The sequence below is a fragment of the Streptomyces ortus genome (genome assembly GCF_026341275.1).
In the GTDB taxonomy this organism is placed as follows: domain Bacteria; phylum Actinomycetota; class Actinomycetes; order Streptomycetales; family Streptomycetaceae; genus Streptomyces; species Streptomyces ortus.
The window spans coordinates 4,243,377-4,257,563 of the sequence record NZ_JAIFZO010000002.1; the positions used below are offsets into that span (position 1 = coordinate 4,243,377).

The window sequence follows — 14,187 nt, forward strand, 5'->3', positions numbered from 1 at the left end:
GAAACGACGATGGTGGTTGAGCGCAACGTTGATGAGCTGCACGAGGTGCAGTTGCAGGGCGGATCCGATGGCGGTGGGGTCGGCCGCTACCTGCTGCACCGTGCCAAGCCGCACCTTCCCCCGTGGCTGGGGGTCGCCGGGACCGGCCTGGCCGGCTTCCTGGGTAACGCCCGGTGGGGCGAGTCCGCCGCCGCCGGTGTCGGCCTCACCCTCGCCTCCGTCGCGCTCACCGGCGCGACGTGGTGGGCGGGGAAGTCGACCAGCCAGCAGCGCCGCCTGCACTCGGCCATCACGGTGGCTGCGGGCTCGGGGTGGCTGACGGCCGCGTGCCTGGCCGGTCCCACCGCGGGGCCGATCGGTGACCTGTATCTGATGGGCGGGCCGGTCGTGGCCCTGTCCTGGAACGTGCGGATGGTGCTGCGCCGCAACGCCGACCCCGCCGGCGAAGGCTCCGACAAAGGGCTGCTGGCCAAGGTGGGTTTGGCGCGGGCGCAGGTGGGTGCGGCGAAGGTGGAGCCCAACCGGGTCACCGCGCCCCTCGCCCTGGATCCCGGTGAGCAGACGCACGACGACGTGACCAAGAGCCTGAACCGGCTCGCGTCCGCCCTGGATCTGCCGCGCACTGCGGTGCGCTACCGGCCCGACCCCGGCTCGGAGCGGCGTGGGGACCTGGTCATCGTGCCGGAGGACATGCTGGCTGAGGTGGTGGAGTGGGAGGGTCCGTCGAACGTGGGCGGCTCGATCGCCGATCCGCTGGTCATCGGCCGCTACGACGACGGCGCCCCCATGTACCTGTACCTGCCGGGCGACCCTGAGGCCAAGCGCAACAGCACGCACGTCCTGCTGGCCGGCGGCTCCGGATCCGGCAAGGGTGACACCGCCCTGAACCTGCAGACCGAGATCCTGTCCCGCACGGACGTGATCCTGTGGCTGTCGGACCCCAAAGCCTTCCAGGACTTCCGGCCGCTGCTGGACGGCATCGACTGGGCCGTTGAGGGCGGCACCCCCACCGAGGTCATGGTCGAAGCACTCCAGGCCACGATTCCGGCGCGGACGCGGTGGCTGGGTGCGCACCGCTACCGGCAGTGGACACCCGCCTGCGCACAGCCGCAGAACGATGCGGAGCACTCGTGCCGCACCGACGGGCGGGCGTGCGGGTGTGAGGGGATGCCGTTCCTGGTCGCGTGGATGGAAGAAGCAGCCAACACCCTGCGCGCGCTCGGGGACGACGCGTTCACCGGGATCGCTCAGGAAGCCCGCAGTGCGGGAATCTCCCTGATCGTCTCGTTGCAGCGCCCCTCCTACGACCAGATGAGCACGAGCACCCGCGCATCCCTGCCGTCCGTGATCGCGCTCGGCTGCGACCCGCGCGACGAAGGATTCAGCCTGCCCGAGTCGGTCATCGACGCCGGCGCCCACCCCGGAGCCTGGTCGAACCGGCGCCCCGGCTACTGCTACCTCGTTACCCCCGGCATCGACGAGGAGCGCTACGCCTCCCCGGGCCGCACCCGCGCCTTCACCTCCCGCGCCATCCCGGTCATGGAACAGCTCGCCGCGTGGGCATTGCGCTACGGCGCGACCGCGGACCCGGTCACCGCCGGGGCCGCCGCGAGCGTCGCCGGCAACGCCTACACCGGCCGTACCCGCACCGCCGACACCCGCGCGGAGGGTGCTGTGGGTGGGGGTCGGCTCAGCGTCGTGCAGGGGGAGGACGACATGGAGTACGGCAGCAGGCACGTCGATGCCGAGGACGTCGACATCGACCCGGAAGCCGACCTTCCCGAGGCGGAAGCCGGCGACGATGCCCCGATCTTCGGGCAGGAGACCGGCCGCAAGCCGTCCCCGGAGGAAGCGCGGGAGCTGTTCGCCCGCGCGCTGGAGGAGTTCGAGGAAGAGGGCCGCATGATCGTGGGCCCCAAGGACTTCACCGACTGGTGCGACCGCAACCGGCTCTCCCGCCCGTGGGTGTCCGCACGGCTCAAGGAAGCGGCCATGGACGGCCGGCTGGAGGCGACGAACACCACCGGCCGGTGGCGCATCGTCCCCGTCCTGACAGCCGCCTGACACCTGACACCGTCACGCCCCCCTGACACCCAAACCCCTAGGCAGGCGCAGGTGTCACGCTCCCTGACAGCCGCCTCTGACGCCCCTGTGACACCTGTCTGACACCTCACCCGCACGCGCACCCGCGCCCCCGTGGGCACGGGCGCGCGCCTCACCCGAGGGAGCCCTCTATGGCTCGCTACGACCCGCCGGGGATCATCGCCCCGCACATCCCCGCCGATGCCTACCGCCGCGCCGAAGCGACCGGCGCACCGGTCGTCATTGTCGTCCACGCCACCGACCCGAGCGGCCTCCCGTGGCGCCGGATCCTGGCCTCGCTCGCCATCGCCGGGGCCGCCGCACTCGGGGGCTGGGGTCTGGTCGTCGCGCTGTGCGCGCTGCTCGATGCCGCCGCCCACACCGCGACCGTCATCGCCGGCGCCGCCGGACCCATCGGCATCGGAGGGATCACCCTCCGGCTCACCCGCGGCAAGCACCTCTAGCTACGCCCGGGGCGACCGCACCTCTCGCCAAAGATTCGCAGTCGCCCCGGCCCAACCAGCCCACAACAGACCTGTTGGAGGTCTCCAGCATGACCCATGACCCCCGAACCGGGCTGCTGTCCGCAGCCCTGAGCGCCGCTGAGCGCGGCTGGCCCGTCTTCCCACTCCGACCCGGCACCAAGCGGCCCGCACTGCACCGCGAAGCCGCCTGCACCCGCACCGGCCCCTGCGCGAACAGTCACCGCAAGTGGGAGCAGCGCGCCACCACCGACCCCGACCGCATCCGCGCGGCCTGGTCGCAGGCGCCGTTCAACGTCGGCATCGCCACCGGCCCCGCCGGCCTGGTCGTCATCGACCTGGACAAGCCCAAAAGCCAGGACAACGGCAACAGCAGTGCGGACGCGCCTGACGGCACGGCGACCTTTAAGGCGCTCTGCGAGCGCACCGAGCAGCCCGTGCCCCGCACCCGCACGATCCGGACCGCGAGCGGTGGCAGTCACCTGTACTTCACCGCCCCCGCCGCCGTACGCCTGCACAACACCGCCGGGACCCTCGCCCCACTGGTCGACAGCCGCGCATGGGGCGGCTACGTCGTCGCAGCCGGCAGCACCGTCGACGGCCGGACGTACGAGGTCGAGGGCCCCGCGCTCCTCAACCCCCTGCCCTCGGGGTTGTTGGCGCTGCTCATCCCGCCGCACCCGTCCACCACACCCCGGCCCGCGCTGGCGCCGGTACCGGCGCGCACGGGGCGGGGTGCAGACGCAGCCCTGATCTGGGCACGCAGGAACGTGCGGCAGGCGCCGGAGGGCGCCCGTAACGTCCGCTTGCTGGAGAGCGCACGCGCCATGGGCCGCTTCGTCGCATGGGGCGACATCCCCCGTCACGTGGTCGAAGACGCTTTTCAAGGGGAGGGAGAGGCGGTCGGACTCCCCGCGGCCGAGTGCCGGACCACGATCCGCAGCGCACTGGACTGGTCCATCCGCACCTGCCGCCCCAGGACAGCCGCATGACCCGCCACCCCACCCCCCTCTTGAAAAGCATCGTGGGCACCCCCACCGGGCCCAGCCCCGCCGAACCGGCCGCACCTGCAACCGGCCCTAGCGCGCCGAAGATCGCCGCCGAAGGCGTCCGCACTGCTCTTGGCCCTGATCCGCACCGGGGCGACGGCCGGTACCCCGTGGCGTGGCTGTCCATCGTCGCGCCACTAGGCGCAGTCCCTACCGCCACCTCGAAATGCCTGTGCGGCAGGGACCGCAGCGCGGTGGGCCACGCCAAGGTGCTCGCACTGATCACCGATCACGCTGACCACCGAGACGCCTGCCCGCTCCGTACCCCCCAGGAAGGTAGGGCCGCCGCATGACCGCACCCGACCCCATCGACGGCGCCGTACTGCTCGACGAGGTGGAAGCCTTCCACCGACGCTTCAACGTCTTCCCCACCGAGCACGCCTACACCGCCGTGGCCCTGTGGGACGCGCACGCGCACCTGATCGAGGCACTCGACGGCACCGCTCGCATCGCTTTCTTGAGCCCCGAACCGGGATCGGGGAAGTCACGGGCACTGGAGATCATCGAAACGCTCACTCCGCGCTCCGCGACCACGGTCAACGCGTCCGCCAACGCGCTGTTCCGGCTGGTAGCGGCCGACGCGGGAACGCCAACGCTGCTGTTCGACGAGATCGACACCGTGTTCGGGCCCAAGGCCGGCGGGAACGAAGAGGTCCGCGGGTTCCTCAACTCCGGCTACCGGCGCGGAGCCAAGTCCCTGCGCTGCGTCGGAGAAGGCTCCGACCAGAAAGCAGGCTGGTTCGACTCGTTCTGTGCGGTCGCCATGGCGGGGCTCGGATCGCTGCCGGACACGATCCTGACCAGGTCCGTCATCATCCGCATGCGCAAGAAGGCGCCCAACGAGACGTGCGAGCCCTACCGGCGCCGCGTCCACGAGAAGCAGGGCCACATCCTGCGGGACCGGCTCGCAGAGTGGACCGCCACCATTGAGGACCAGATCGCGGACGCGTGGCCGGAGATGCCCGAGGGTGTCTCCGACCGGCCGGCCGACGTGTGGGAGCCGCTGCTGGCGGTGGCGGACGCGGCCGGTGGTGACTGGCCTGAGCGGGCCCGTGCCGCCTGCGTGGCACTCATCAAGGCCGCGGCGCAGGGCGGTGAGGCGTCCTTGGGGGTGCGGCTGCTGACGGACCTGCGCGACAAGGTGTACTGCGGCTCCGACCGCATGCCGACTGCCGCGATCCTCGAAGTGCTCCTCTCCCTCGATGACGCCCCGTGGGCCGACATGAGCGAGGACGGGCAGAACGTCAAGCCCCTCACCGCGCGCGGTCTGTCCCGGCTCCTGAGCCACTACGTGCGCCCCGACAACACCCCCATCAAACCCCGCGGCATCCGGGTGGGCAGCGGTACCCCCAAGGGCTACTACGCGGAAGACCTCAGCGATGCGTGGGCGCGCTACTGCCCCCCTTCCCCTGAGAAGTCCGCAACATCCGCAACGTCCGCAACATCGCAGGTCAACGGGGGTGAATCTGTGGCGGATACCCCTTCCGAGAGCCGCCACATGCCCGCGGAAACCGACACACGCCAACTCCGCATCGCGAGCTGACCAGCCACAACAACCGATGCCGCCACGTGCCTCGCGTGGCGGCATCTATCCGCAACAAAAACGGCATCCGCCACAGATACAAGCCGCTGACCAGCAATGTTGCGGCGTGGCGGATGTTGCGGATTCCCCAGAAGGAAGAAGACAGAAGGAGTCCCACCTTGGCCGGCACCAAGATGCTCAAGCTCCGCGAAGTGCTCGAAGAGATCGAGATGAGCCGCGCCGCCTTCTACCGCATGCGCGCCCGTGGACATGCTCCCCGCCTCCAGAAACTCCCGAACGGGCAGCTCCGCGTGCGCCGTTCCGACCTGGACACGTGGTGGGCGCGGTGTGAGGAAAACGCTGCGTAGTTCTCCAGCAACCAACCGAGGGGCCCGCCGATCTGGTGGGCCCCTCTCCTCATGGGAGAGAAATGCTCACGTACGACGTCGACATCTGGTCCATCCGCAAGCGAGCAGGACGTCCGAAGCCCTACGAACTGCGCTGGCGAGTCGGTTCACAACCGCACTCCAAGAGCTTCAAGCTCAAGCCACAGGCGGACGGTCGCCGCTCCGAGCTGATGACCGCGCTTCGGGAGCGCGAGCAGTTCGACGAGGACACGGGCGTACCGGCGCGCGAGTTGGCCGTACGTACCTCGCCGACCTGGTACGACCACGCCACCGCGTACGTGCTCATGAAGTGGACGCGCGCGGCGGCCAAGCACCGTGCCAGCATCGCCGAAGCACTCGCGGTCGTCACTCCGACACTGGTCACGACCACCCGGGGCGCCCCGGATTCCAAGATCCTGCGAGCAGCGCTCTATCAGTGGGCCTTTCGCGCGGCGCCGGGGCCGGACGGTCGGTTGACCGCCCGGCATGCCGTCGAAGAGCCCCCGCAAGAGATCCGATCGGCCCTCTCCTGGATTTCCAAGCATTCGATGCAGGTCAAGGCCCTCGAAGATCCCGCGCTCCTGCGCCCCGCCCTCGAAGCGCTGTCGCGCCGCATGGACGGCAAGAAAGCCGCTGAGAACACCGCTCGCCGGAAGCGCATGGTGCTGAGCAACTTCCTTCGGTACACAGTGGAGGAGAAAGGACTGCTGTCCGCCAACCCGCTCCTGCGTGTGGACTGGACACCACCGGAGACGGACGACGAGATCGATTTCCGGTACGTGCCCGGTCCGACGATGGCCCGTTCGTTCATCACCGCCGTGCGGGACTCCGGGACGCGCGGACAGCACCTCGAAGCGTTCTTCGGGTGCCTGTACTACGCCGCGATGCGCCCCTCCGAAATCGCCTCGCTCAAGGCCTCAGACTGCACGCTGCCTCCGGACACCGAGGACGCTGCGGAGCAGTGGGGCGAGCTGCTGTTGGGGGAGAGTCGCCCCGAAGTCGGGGGTGGCTGGACGGATGACGGCGCGGCCTATGAGGCGCGCGGCCTCAAGCGTCGGGCCCGTGGGGCGACACGGTCCGTACCGATCCCCCCGCTCCTCGTACGGATGCTGCGGGACCACATCGCGGCCTACGGGACGGCCCCTGACGGTCGTCTGTTCCGTGCGGCGAAGGGTGGTCGGGTCGGGTCGAACGAGTACTGCAGTCTGTGGGAGGCGGCTCGGGCCGCGGTGCTCTCAGAGGCGGACGCGGCAACGCCTCTCGCTCGCGTCCCGTACTCGCTCCGTCACGCCGGAGTGTCCCTGTGGATCAAGTCGGGGGTGGACCCCGTGGAAGTCGCCCGCCGTGCCGGCCACAGCATCGCCGTGCTGTTCCGCTTCTACGCCAAGATCCTGCGGGGCGAGCAGTCGCGCTCCAACCAGCTCATCACGGAGGAGCTGAACAAGGGCGGGTAGCGGGCCCACTCTGGCCCACAGATGGCCCATACGCACTGGTCAGATGTGGGACAGAGGCGAGTCAGGGTGAGACAGGCTGAACACAGAAGGGGTGCCCCTCCGGAGAGGGGCACCCCTTCTGACCTGCACAACATCTGACCTGCGCGGTGGGTGTGGGATTTGAACCCACGGTCACATCGCTGCGACGACGGTTTTCAAGACCGTTCCCTTAGGCCGCTCGGGCAACCCACCCCGCGCCGCTGAGAGATCGGCGCGGGGACAAGACTAACCGGTCAGCTGTCGCCTTCGCGCTGGCCCAGGGTCACTTCGGCCGTCCGCTGCTTGCCGTCGCGCGTGTAGGTGAGCTTGACGGTGTCGCCGGGCTGGTGGGTCCAGATCTCCCCGATGAGGGTGGGGCCGCTGTCGATCACCCGGTCGTCGAGCTTGGTGATGACGTCGCCGGGCTTGAGACCGGCCTTGGCGGCGGGGCCGTTCGGTGTGATCGCGTCGGAGTTGCCGGCGCCCTGTTCGGTGATCTTCGCGCCCGTGCCCTCCTCCAGGGAGACGGAGGCACCGATGACCGGGTAGACGGGCTTGCCCGTCCTGATGAGCTGCTGGGCGACGTTCTTCGCCTGGTTGATCGGGATCGCGAAGCCCAGGCCGATGGAGCCGGACTGGCTCGTGCCGCCCAGGCCGCCGCCGGTGGACTGGATCGCGGAGTTGATGCCGATCACCGAGCCCTTGGCGTCCAGGAGCGGGCCACCGGAGTTGCCCGGGTTGATCGAGGCGTCGGTCTGCAGGGCGCTCATGTACGAGGCCTTGCTGCTGGAGCTGCCGTCGCTGGAGGCGACCGGGCGGTTCTTCGCGCTGATGATGCCCGTGGTCACCGTGTTGGAGAGCCCGAACGGAGCGCCGATCGCGATGGTCGAGTCGCCGACCGCGATCTTGTCCGAGTTGCCGAGCGGCAGCGGCTTGAGGTTGTCCGGCGCCTTCTTGAGTTTGATGACCGCGACGTCGTAACCCTGGGCGTGGCCGACCACCTCGGCGTCGTACTTCTTGCCGTTCGAGAAGGTGGCCGACAGCTTGCCGCTCTCGACCGCCTCGGCGACCACGTGGTTGTTGGTGAGGATGTGGCCCTGCTTGTCGAAGACGAAGCCGGTGCCCGTGCCGCCCTCGCCGTTGCTGCCCTCGGCCTCGATGGTGACCGTGCTCGGCAACGCGGTGGCGGCCACGTTCGCGACCGTGCCCGCGTCGCGTTTGAGGTCGCCGCCGCTCTCGGACGAGGAGACCGTCGTCGAGCCGGAGGAGTCGTCGTTGCGGTCCGCCGCCCAGTAACCGATACCACCGCCCACGCCGCCCGCGATCAGCGCCGCCACCAGGACCGCGGCGACCAGGCCGCCGCGTCCGCCGGACTTCGCCTTGGGGGCGGGCTGCTGGTACGAGGAGCCCCAGACGTCCCCGGAGCTGCTTTCGCCGCCGCCTCCGTAGGGGCCCGAACCGCCTTCGCCCCCGCCTCCGTAGGGACCCGGACCGCCCGTGCCCGCGCCTCCGTACGGGCCGGAGCCGCCTTCGCCCGCTCCCGCGTACGGGCCGGAGTGCGCCTCGTTCGCGTACGCCGGTGTCGTCGGCGGAGGGGGCGGCCAGGCGCCTCCTTCCGGAGCCGGAACGGCACCCTGGGGCGCCCCGGGAGGCGTCGGGGGCAACGTGGCCGTCGGCGCGTCTCCCGGGGAGGAGCCCGGCCCCTGGGGCCGGTTCATGCCCTCATGGGGGCCCGCGGGACCCGCTCCGGGCGCTGCCGACTGCTCCGGGGGCACGGAAGCAGCGGGAGTATCCACCGGCACGGGAGGTGCAGACGGGGCCGGGGGTACCGCAGTGCCCTCGTTCTCGGTGCTCACAGCTCTTCCTCTCGATCCACGGCTGTTCAGTAAGTTCGTTTCCGGTCGCGTACGGTCGCGTTCGGTCGCACGTGTTCGGAACTCCACCACGCACGCTCAGGAACCGGCACGATTCAGCTGTGCATGTGCTTTTGTATGCCGTCAGCTTTTCCCACGGGACGTCAGGGCGCCATAAGCGGCACCTGTGACTTGGAGATCTTCATTTATATAGGACAGGTCTGACAAAAACACTGCACCGCCCGCGCTGCCGACCCCGCCGCCACCCCGCTGCCGATCCGGCCGCCACCCCGCCGCCGATCCGGTCACCAGTTCAGCCGCCGGTCCCACGCGTACCCACCAGCGATGGCACCATGACGCGGTGACCCACGCACGACAGCACCCGACCCAGGTCGTCGCCCACCGCGGGGCCTCCGAAGAGGCCCCCGAGCACACCCTGGCCGCGTACGAGAAAGCGATCGAGGACGGGGCCGACGCCCTGGAATGCGATGTACGGCTGACCGCGGACGGGCATCTCGTCTGCGTCCACGACCGCCGCGTCAACCGCACCTCCAACGGTCGCGGAGCCGTCTCCGCCCTGGAGCTCGCGGATCTCGCCGCCCTGGACTTCGGCTCCTGGAAGAACCGCGACGAGGCACCCGACTGGGAGCAGCAGCGGCCCCCCTCCTGGGAACAGCAGTCCGTCCTCACACTGGAGCGCCTGCTCGAACTCGTGGCCGACGCCGGCCGTCCCGTACGGCTCGCCATCGAGACGAAACACCCCACCCGCTGGGCCGGCCAGGTCGAGGAGCGGCTGCTGGTCCTCCTGAAGCGCTTCGCCCTGGACGCGCCGTCCTCGCCCGCCGAGTCGCCGGTACGCGTCATGAGCTTCTCGGCGCGCTCCCTGCAGCGCGTCCGCGCCGCGTCCCCGATGATGCCGACGGTCTATCTGCTGCAGTTCGTCTCACCCCGGCTGCGCGACGGGCGGCTGCCCCCGGGGGTCCGGATCGCCGGTCCCTCGATGCGGATCGTGCGCAGTCACCCGGCGTACATCGAGCGGCTGAAGCGGGCCGGCCACCAGGTGCACGTGTGGACGGTGAACGACGCCGAGGACGTCGACCTCTGCCTCGGACTCGGCGTCGACGCCATCATCACCAACCGCCCGCGCGCGGTGCTGCGCCAGCTGGGCCGCTGAAACCACTCCCCTCCCGATCCCCACAGGCCCCACACGTTCCGCCCACCAGGGGCCGCATCTCGGCCATATGGTCGATTTCCGGCCGGTCGATTACAGGGAGTGCTCCGGCGCACTCGTTCCGTGTTCGATCGTTGCGAGTGCGTCACCGCACGCGCACTGGCCGGTTTCCGGCCCATCCCAGAAGGGCATTCACACCGTGGCGTGGGGCAAAGGAGGTCTCGGGGGTGGCGTTGATGGTGGCACAAGAGGTGCCCGCGTCGTCGAGCATGGCCGTACCCCATGGCCCTGCGGGCGTGGGAGAAGCAAGACACCGGATGCGGGATCAACTACGCACCGGGGGTGTGGCGGAAACGGTCATCGACGACGCCGTACTGATCCTTTCCGAACTACTGAGCAACGCCTGCCGTCACGGCAGGCCACTGGGTGAAGCCCTGGCCGGGGACGGCGACGTCCGGGCCGCGTGGCGTGTCGAACCGACCGGCAGACTCACCGTCGAGGTGACGGACGGCGGCGGACCGACGCGTCCGGTTCCGGCCACCCCCTCGGTCACCGCGCACGGCGGCCGTGGGCTGAACATCATCACGGCGCTGGCCGACGACTGGGGCGTCCGGGACGACGCCCGGGGCGAGGTCACGGTGTGGGTGGTCGTACACAAAGGCGCCTGTGCCGTACGTCGGCGCAACGACTTCAGCGCGCGGGTCACGGCACCGGCGGTGTCCGCGGCCTCCACCGTGTCCGCGATGTCCGAGCTGGACTTCGGGGACACCTTCGACGGCCTGGACTGACCGGCCGGCTGGGCTGGTTAGGCCGTGCCGACCACTAGGGCCGAGTCGGCAGCTTGAGCCGTACCGGCCACCCGGGCGACCGGGCAGGTCGGGTCGGCCGCGCGGGTAGCAGGGGGACTCCCGGGTCCAAGCAGACGGAAGCGCCGGTTCCGGGACGAACCGAACCGCCGCCGCGCATACGACCCGGCACGTTGTCCACAGGGTCCCGTCGGCCCTCGTACGAACGGCTAGGCTCGCGCCCGTACGAGTCGAGCCGTAACCGGGAGACATCCACGATGGCCAAGAAGCGACCCCAGACCAAGGCCAAGCAGCCGCAGCGCCAGGATGGGGCCCGCGCCGCCGGCGCAGACGGACACGTCCCGGTTGTCGGAGCACGCGAGCCCTGCCCCTGCGGCAGCGGCCGTCGCTACAAGGCGTGTCACGGACGCGCCGCCGCGCACGCCGTGACCGAGCTGGTCCACCGGCCGTTCGAGGGCCTGCCGAGCGAGGGCGACTGGATCGCGCTGCGCGAGCTGGTGCCCGCGGCGACCGTCGAGCTGCACCTGAAGGAGGCCCTCCCGGAGGGCGTCCCGTCGGTCACCCTCGCGACGGTGCTGCCGATGGCATGGCCGGCCCTGCGCCGCGAGGACGGCTCGGTCCTCATCGGTCTGCAGAACGACACGGCGTCCGGCGACATCAGCCGCGACCTGGCCGACACGCTCCAGCGCGCACTCACCGCGGAGCCGGGCACTCCGGTGCAGGGCCGCCGCGCCCCGAGCGACGGAGTGCGCCTGCAGGATCTCCTCGACCCCGAAGGCGCGTTCGAGCCAGTTGTGCACGCCGGCTTCGAATTCTGGGTTCCGGACGCACAGAACGCCGCCACGGAGGTGACCGCCTCCCTGGAGCGCGCCAACGCCGCCGCCATCCCGACGGTGAAGCTCGCCGGTGTGGACGCCGCGTACTGGTGCGAGACCCCCGACAAGAACCACCTGCGCTGGGTCATGCCGCACCCCGAGGAGCAGCTTCTGGACGCACTCGCGCGGCTGCACGCGGAGGGCCGGTCGAGCCTCGGGGAGGGCACCCGACTGGTCGGTTCCTTCCGTGCCCACGGCCTCACCGTCCCGGTCTGGGACCTGCCGACGGGCGTTTCGGCCGAGGACATCGAGAAGCCCGCGTCCGAGTTCGCCGAGCGGCTCGCCGCGGCGCTGGCCACGGACGCACCGCTCACCGCGGACGAGCGACGGGCACGCGGCGGCCTCACCAATCGCCAGGTCACCCTCAGCTGACACCCGGCGGACACCCGGCCCCGGCCGACCGACCGATCAGCCGGGCGACAGGTGCGCAAAGCGGGTGACTCCTGTCACAACTCCCGGTCGTGACAAGCGAATCCGTGTCTGAATAGCCGAGATCGAATTTGCGAACCGCCGATCTCTTGTTACCGTTCCAATAGCCCGGTTGCTGGTGCATCCCCCGTCGCCAGCAACCGGGTCTTTTCATGTCCGGACCAGGGACCGCCCTCGGCGAAGTTCTCAACGCGCTTTCTGTACAGGCGAGTTGCTCCCCGAGCGCAACAGCAGCGGCCCGCCGGCACCCTCCGCGGATCCGGCGTACTCAGCGATCGCCGCGTACGCCGAAGCGTCGCCCGCCGTCCGCTCCCGCGGTGTCTCGCACACCCCCGGCTCATCGTCCGCGCCCACCGCGCAGTGCATCAGCACAGTGCGGCCGCCGGGCGCCAGGAGAGTCAGTACGGACGTGAGGGCATCCCCGGTCGCGTTGCGGTAGTAGGTACGCGCCCAGGTCTCGCGACCCTGCGTCAGCACGCACGTCTGCGCCTCGACGCCGTCGGGGGAGGCGAGTTCGGGTCCGCAGCGCGCGGCGGTGGCGAGTCCCACACCGAGCGTCAGGGAGCGTTCGGAAGCCGGGGGACGCCGCTCGGCCGCAGCCACCTCACCGCCGACGCCAGGGCCTCCGACGCCAGTGCCTCCGGCATCACGGCGGGCAGCATCACGGCCGTCGGCATCACGCCCACGCGCATCGCGGCCGTCGTCGCCCACCGGCCGTGCGGACGCGCGCCCGGACGAGACCGAGGAGGCGGAGGAGGACGCGGAGGAAGACGCGGGCGACTCGCCGCCCACCGGCCCCGCGGAAGCCACCGCCAGCGGCAGGGCGACCGTGAGAACGACGATGACCGTCAACATCGCCAGCCGGACCCTCCGGGAACCCGGCCGGTCGGGGCCCATGGAGCGAGGGGCGTGCGGTGAGAGGGGTGGAGGCGGTGAGTACAGGGAGTCCAGGGGTCGTCCCCCGGAGTGACGCAGCATAAAGGGGACGATAACGAGCGAGGGCGGGCGCGCGGTTCGCCGCGCGCCCGAGTCCCCTACAACTCGGGGGCGCTCACACCCGTACGAGTGAGAGCCTCCACCACCGCGTCCACCACGGCCTCGACGTCGGGCACCCAGGGAGCGGCCGAACCCGGCAGCGGAGCCCGCTCCCAGCGGATCCCGCCCTGCCCGGTCTCGGACGGCGGCAGGGCCACGTAACCGCCCTCGCCGTGGAAACGCAGCGAGCCGGGCACGAAGTCCTTGGCGTAGAGCAGCTCACCCAGCTGCTCCAGGGAGTACGGCTTCACGAGCAGCGCCCAGCGCGTCGGGGACGCGATCACGGGGCCGAGGCGCATTTCCTTGAGGTCGAGGGCGGCCAGCGCCCAGGCCGCGGCCGGAGCCGGCAGGCTCACCGCGCACGGCGCCTTTCCTCCGGTGGCGAGGATGATCGGGGCTGTCGGCCGGTTCGTCCACCACCAGCGCGCCATGCGCTCGTCGGTGGTGGCCGCGAGCAGGCCGGGGTCGAAGGGGTGGGCACCTGGCACCGTGCACTCCGGGTCCGGGCACCCGCATCGGGCCCGCCCCTGCGGGTCCGGGGCCACACCCGGGAGTACGGGCCACTGCCATTGGGTCGCGAAGGTCAGGGCCGCGCTGAGCATCTCAGGCCTCCCAGCGTTTCGCCTGGACAGGAGCCTGCGTCGCCTTCCGAGGATCTCGCGCATGTGCGCTCGTTCCTTTCCGTTGAACGCCGAGGAGCCACATCACACCATGTGTCGATCACTTCGCTGTGCGTACCTGCTGGCGCTTCACACCCTCGTCAGAGACAAGGGGAACCCCTCCGGGCCGAGCGTTGGTTGCGTCCGCGTCCATACTGCGTCTGGCTAAAGCACGGGCATGGCGTGGGGTGGCGGCGCCTGGCGTTTGCAGTCCCGCGTAGATCTCGCCGCCTCCGCCACGGGAGGATGGGGCACAGTCGTCGGTGGTTAAGACGCCCGGGTCCGTCGCCAGGTTCCGGGAGGGTTCTGTGAGGATCCCCACCACACCTGGCCTTCACCGAGTACGTACCCATCACGACCGTTGTG

At 70.6% G+C, this 14,187-nt stretch carries 12 protein-coding genes and 1 tRNA gene; 9 read left to right on the forward strand and 4 right to left on the reverse strand.

The window, feature by feature from the left end:
• Positions 1–9: 9 nt before the first annotated feature.
• The 6 genes from traB to K3769_RS22085 all read left to right on the forward strand — a co-directional run bounded on the left by traB (position 10) and on the right by K3769_RS22085 (position 6,975).
• Positions 10–2,064, forward strand: a complete 2,055-nt coding sequence (traB, locus tag K3769_RS22060; RefSeq protein ID WP_267028096.1) for a plasmid transfer protein TraB — start codon at positions 10–12, stop codon at positions 2,062–2,064.
• A gap of 170 nt (positions 2,065–2,234) precedes the next feature.
• A complete protein-coding gene (locus K3769_RS22065) occupies positions 2,235–2,546 on the forward strand; it encodes a hypothetical protein (protein WP_267028097.1) in 312 nt (103 codons plus the stop codon).
• A gap of 89 nt (positions 2,547–2,635) precedes the next feature.
• Positions 2,636–3,556 carry a bifunctional DNA primase/polymerase gene (locus K3769_RS22070; protein ID WP_267028098.1) on the forward strand — a complete coding sequence of 307 codons (921 nt, stop codon included), beginning with the start codon at positions 2,636–2,638 and terminating at the stop codon, positions 3,554–3,556.
• Positions 3,557–3,902: 346 nt separating this feature from the next.
• Positions 3,903–5,156 (forward strand): DUF3631 domain-containing protein, encoded by a 1,254-nt coding sequence (locus K3769_RS22075; protein ID WP_267028099.1) that lies wholly within the window; start codon positions 3,903–3,905, stop codon positions 5,154–5,156.
• Between the two features lie 158 nt (positions 5,157–5,314).
• Positions 5,315–5,503 carry a helix-turn-helix transcriptional regulator gene (locus K3769_RS22080; protein WP_267031493.1) on the forward strand — a complete coding sequence of 63 codons (189 nt, stop codon included), beginning with the start codon at positions 5,315–5,317 and terminating at the stop codon, positions 5,501–5,503.
• Between the two features lie 62 nt (positions 5,504–5,565).
• A complete protein-coding gene (locus tag K3769_RS22085) occupies positions 5,566–6,975 on the forward strand; it encodes a tyrosine-type recombinase/integrase (RefSeq protein WP_267028100.1) in 1,410 nt (469 codons plus the stop codon).
• 144 nt (positions 6,976–7,119) lie between these two features.
• On the opposite strand, the gene K3769_RS22090 is transcribed toward K3769_RS22085, so the two are convergent.
• Together K3769_RS22090 and K3769_RS22095 are read right to left on the reverse strand one after the other, a co-directional pair.
• Positions 7,120–7,206 (reverse strand) — tRNA-Ser (locus tag K3769_RS22090).
• A gap of 41 nt (positions 7,207–7,247) precedes the next feature.
• Complete coding sequence (locus K3769_RS22095) at positions 7,248–8,849, reverse strand: S1C family serine protease (protein ID WP_267028101.1); 1,602 nt, start codon at positions 8,847–8,849, stop codon at positions 7,248–7,250.
• Between the two features lie 358 nt (positions 8,850–9,207).
• On the opposite strand from K3769_RS22095, the gene K3769_RS22100 reads away from it, so the two are divergent.
• The 3 genes from K3769_RS22100 (at position 9,208) to K3769_RS22110 (ending at position 12,070) form a co-directional block, all read left to right on the forward strand.
• Positions 9,208–10,020 (forward strand): glycerophosphodiester phosphodiesterase, encoded by an 813-nt coding sequence (locus K3769_RS22100; RefSeq protein WP_267028102.1) that lies wholly within the window; start codon positions 9,208–9,210, stop codon positions 10,018–10,020.
• Positions 10,021–10,157: 137 nt separating this feature from the next.
• Positions 10,158–10,805, forward strand: a complete 648-nt coding sequence (locus K3769_RS22105) for an ATP-binding protein (RefSeq protein ID WP_267028103.1) — start codon at positions 10,158–10,160, stop codon at positions 10,803–10,805.
• Between the two features lie 275 nt (positions 10,806–11,080).
• A complete protein-coding gene (locus K3769_RS22110; RefSeq protein WP_267028104.1) occupies positions 11,081–12,070 on the forward strand; it encodes a DUF5926 family protein in 990 nt (329 codons plus the stop codon).
• A gap of 243 nt (positions 12,071–12,313) precedes the next feature.
• Here K3769_RS22110 and K3769_RS22115 read toward each other — a convergent pair whose 3' ends face one another.
• Together K3769_RS22115 and K3769_RS22120 are read right to left on the reverse strand one after the other, a co-directional pair.
• Positions 12,314–12,982: a hypothetical protein gene (locus tag K3769_RS22115; protein ID WP_267028105.1), complete on the reverse strand. Its 669-nt coding sequence runs from the start codon at positions 12,980–12,982 to the stop codon at positions 12,314–12,316.
• A 179-nt stretch (positions 12,983–13,161) separates the two neighbouring features.
• Positions 13,162–13,827 (reverse strand): bifunctional DNA primase/polymerase, encoded by a 666-nt coding sequence (locus tag K3769_RS22120; RefSeq protein WP_267028106.1) that lies wholly within the window; start codon positions 13,825–13,827, stop codon positions 13,162–13,164.
• Positions 13,828–14,187: the final 360 nt, after the last annotated feature.

What these genes read in the sequence shown, in the direction of transcription:
- K3769_RS22070 (WP_267028098.1), top strand. Translation starts at nt 2,636, where the DNA reads ATGACCCATGACCCCCGAACCGGGCTGCTGTCCGCAGCCCTGAGCGCC.
- K3769_RS22065 (WP_267028097.1), top strand. Translation starts at nt 2,235, where the DNA reads ATGGCTCGCTACGACCCGCCGGGGATCATCGCCCCGCACATCCCCGCC.
- K3769_RS22115 (WP_267028105.1), bottom strand. Translation starts at nt 12,982, where the DNA reads ATGTTGACGGTCATCGTCGTTCTCACGGTCGCCCTGCCGCTGGCGGTG.
- K3769_RS22120 (WP_267028106.1), bottom strand. Translation starts at nt 13,827, where the DNA reads ATGCGCGAGATCCTCGGAAGGCGACGCAGGCTCCTGTCCAGGCGAAAC.
- K3769_RS22085 (WP_267028100.1), top strand. Translation starts at nt 5,566, where the DNA reads ATGCTCACGTACGACGTCGACATCTGGTCCATCCGCAAGCGAGCAGGA.
- K3769_RS22075 (WP_267028099.1), top strand. Translation starts at nt 3,903, where the DNA reads ATGACCGCACCCGACCCCATCGACGGCGCCGTACTGCTCGACGAGGTG.
- traB (WP_267028096.1), top strand. Translation starts at nt 10, where the DNA reads ATGGTGGTTGAGCGCAACGTTGATGAGCTGCACGAGGTGCAGTTGCAG.
- K3769_RS22110 (WP_267028104.1), top strand. Translation starts at nt 11,081, where the DNA reads ATGGCCAAGAAGCGACCCCAGACCAAGGCCAAGCAGCCGCAGCGCCAG.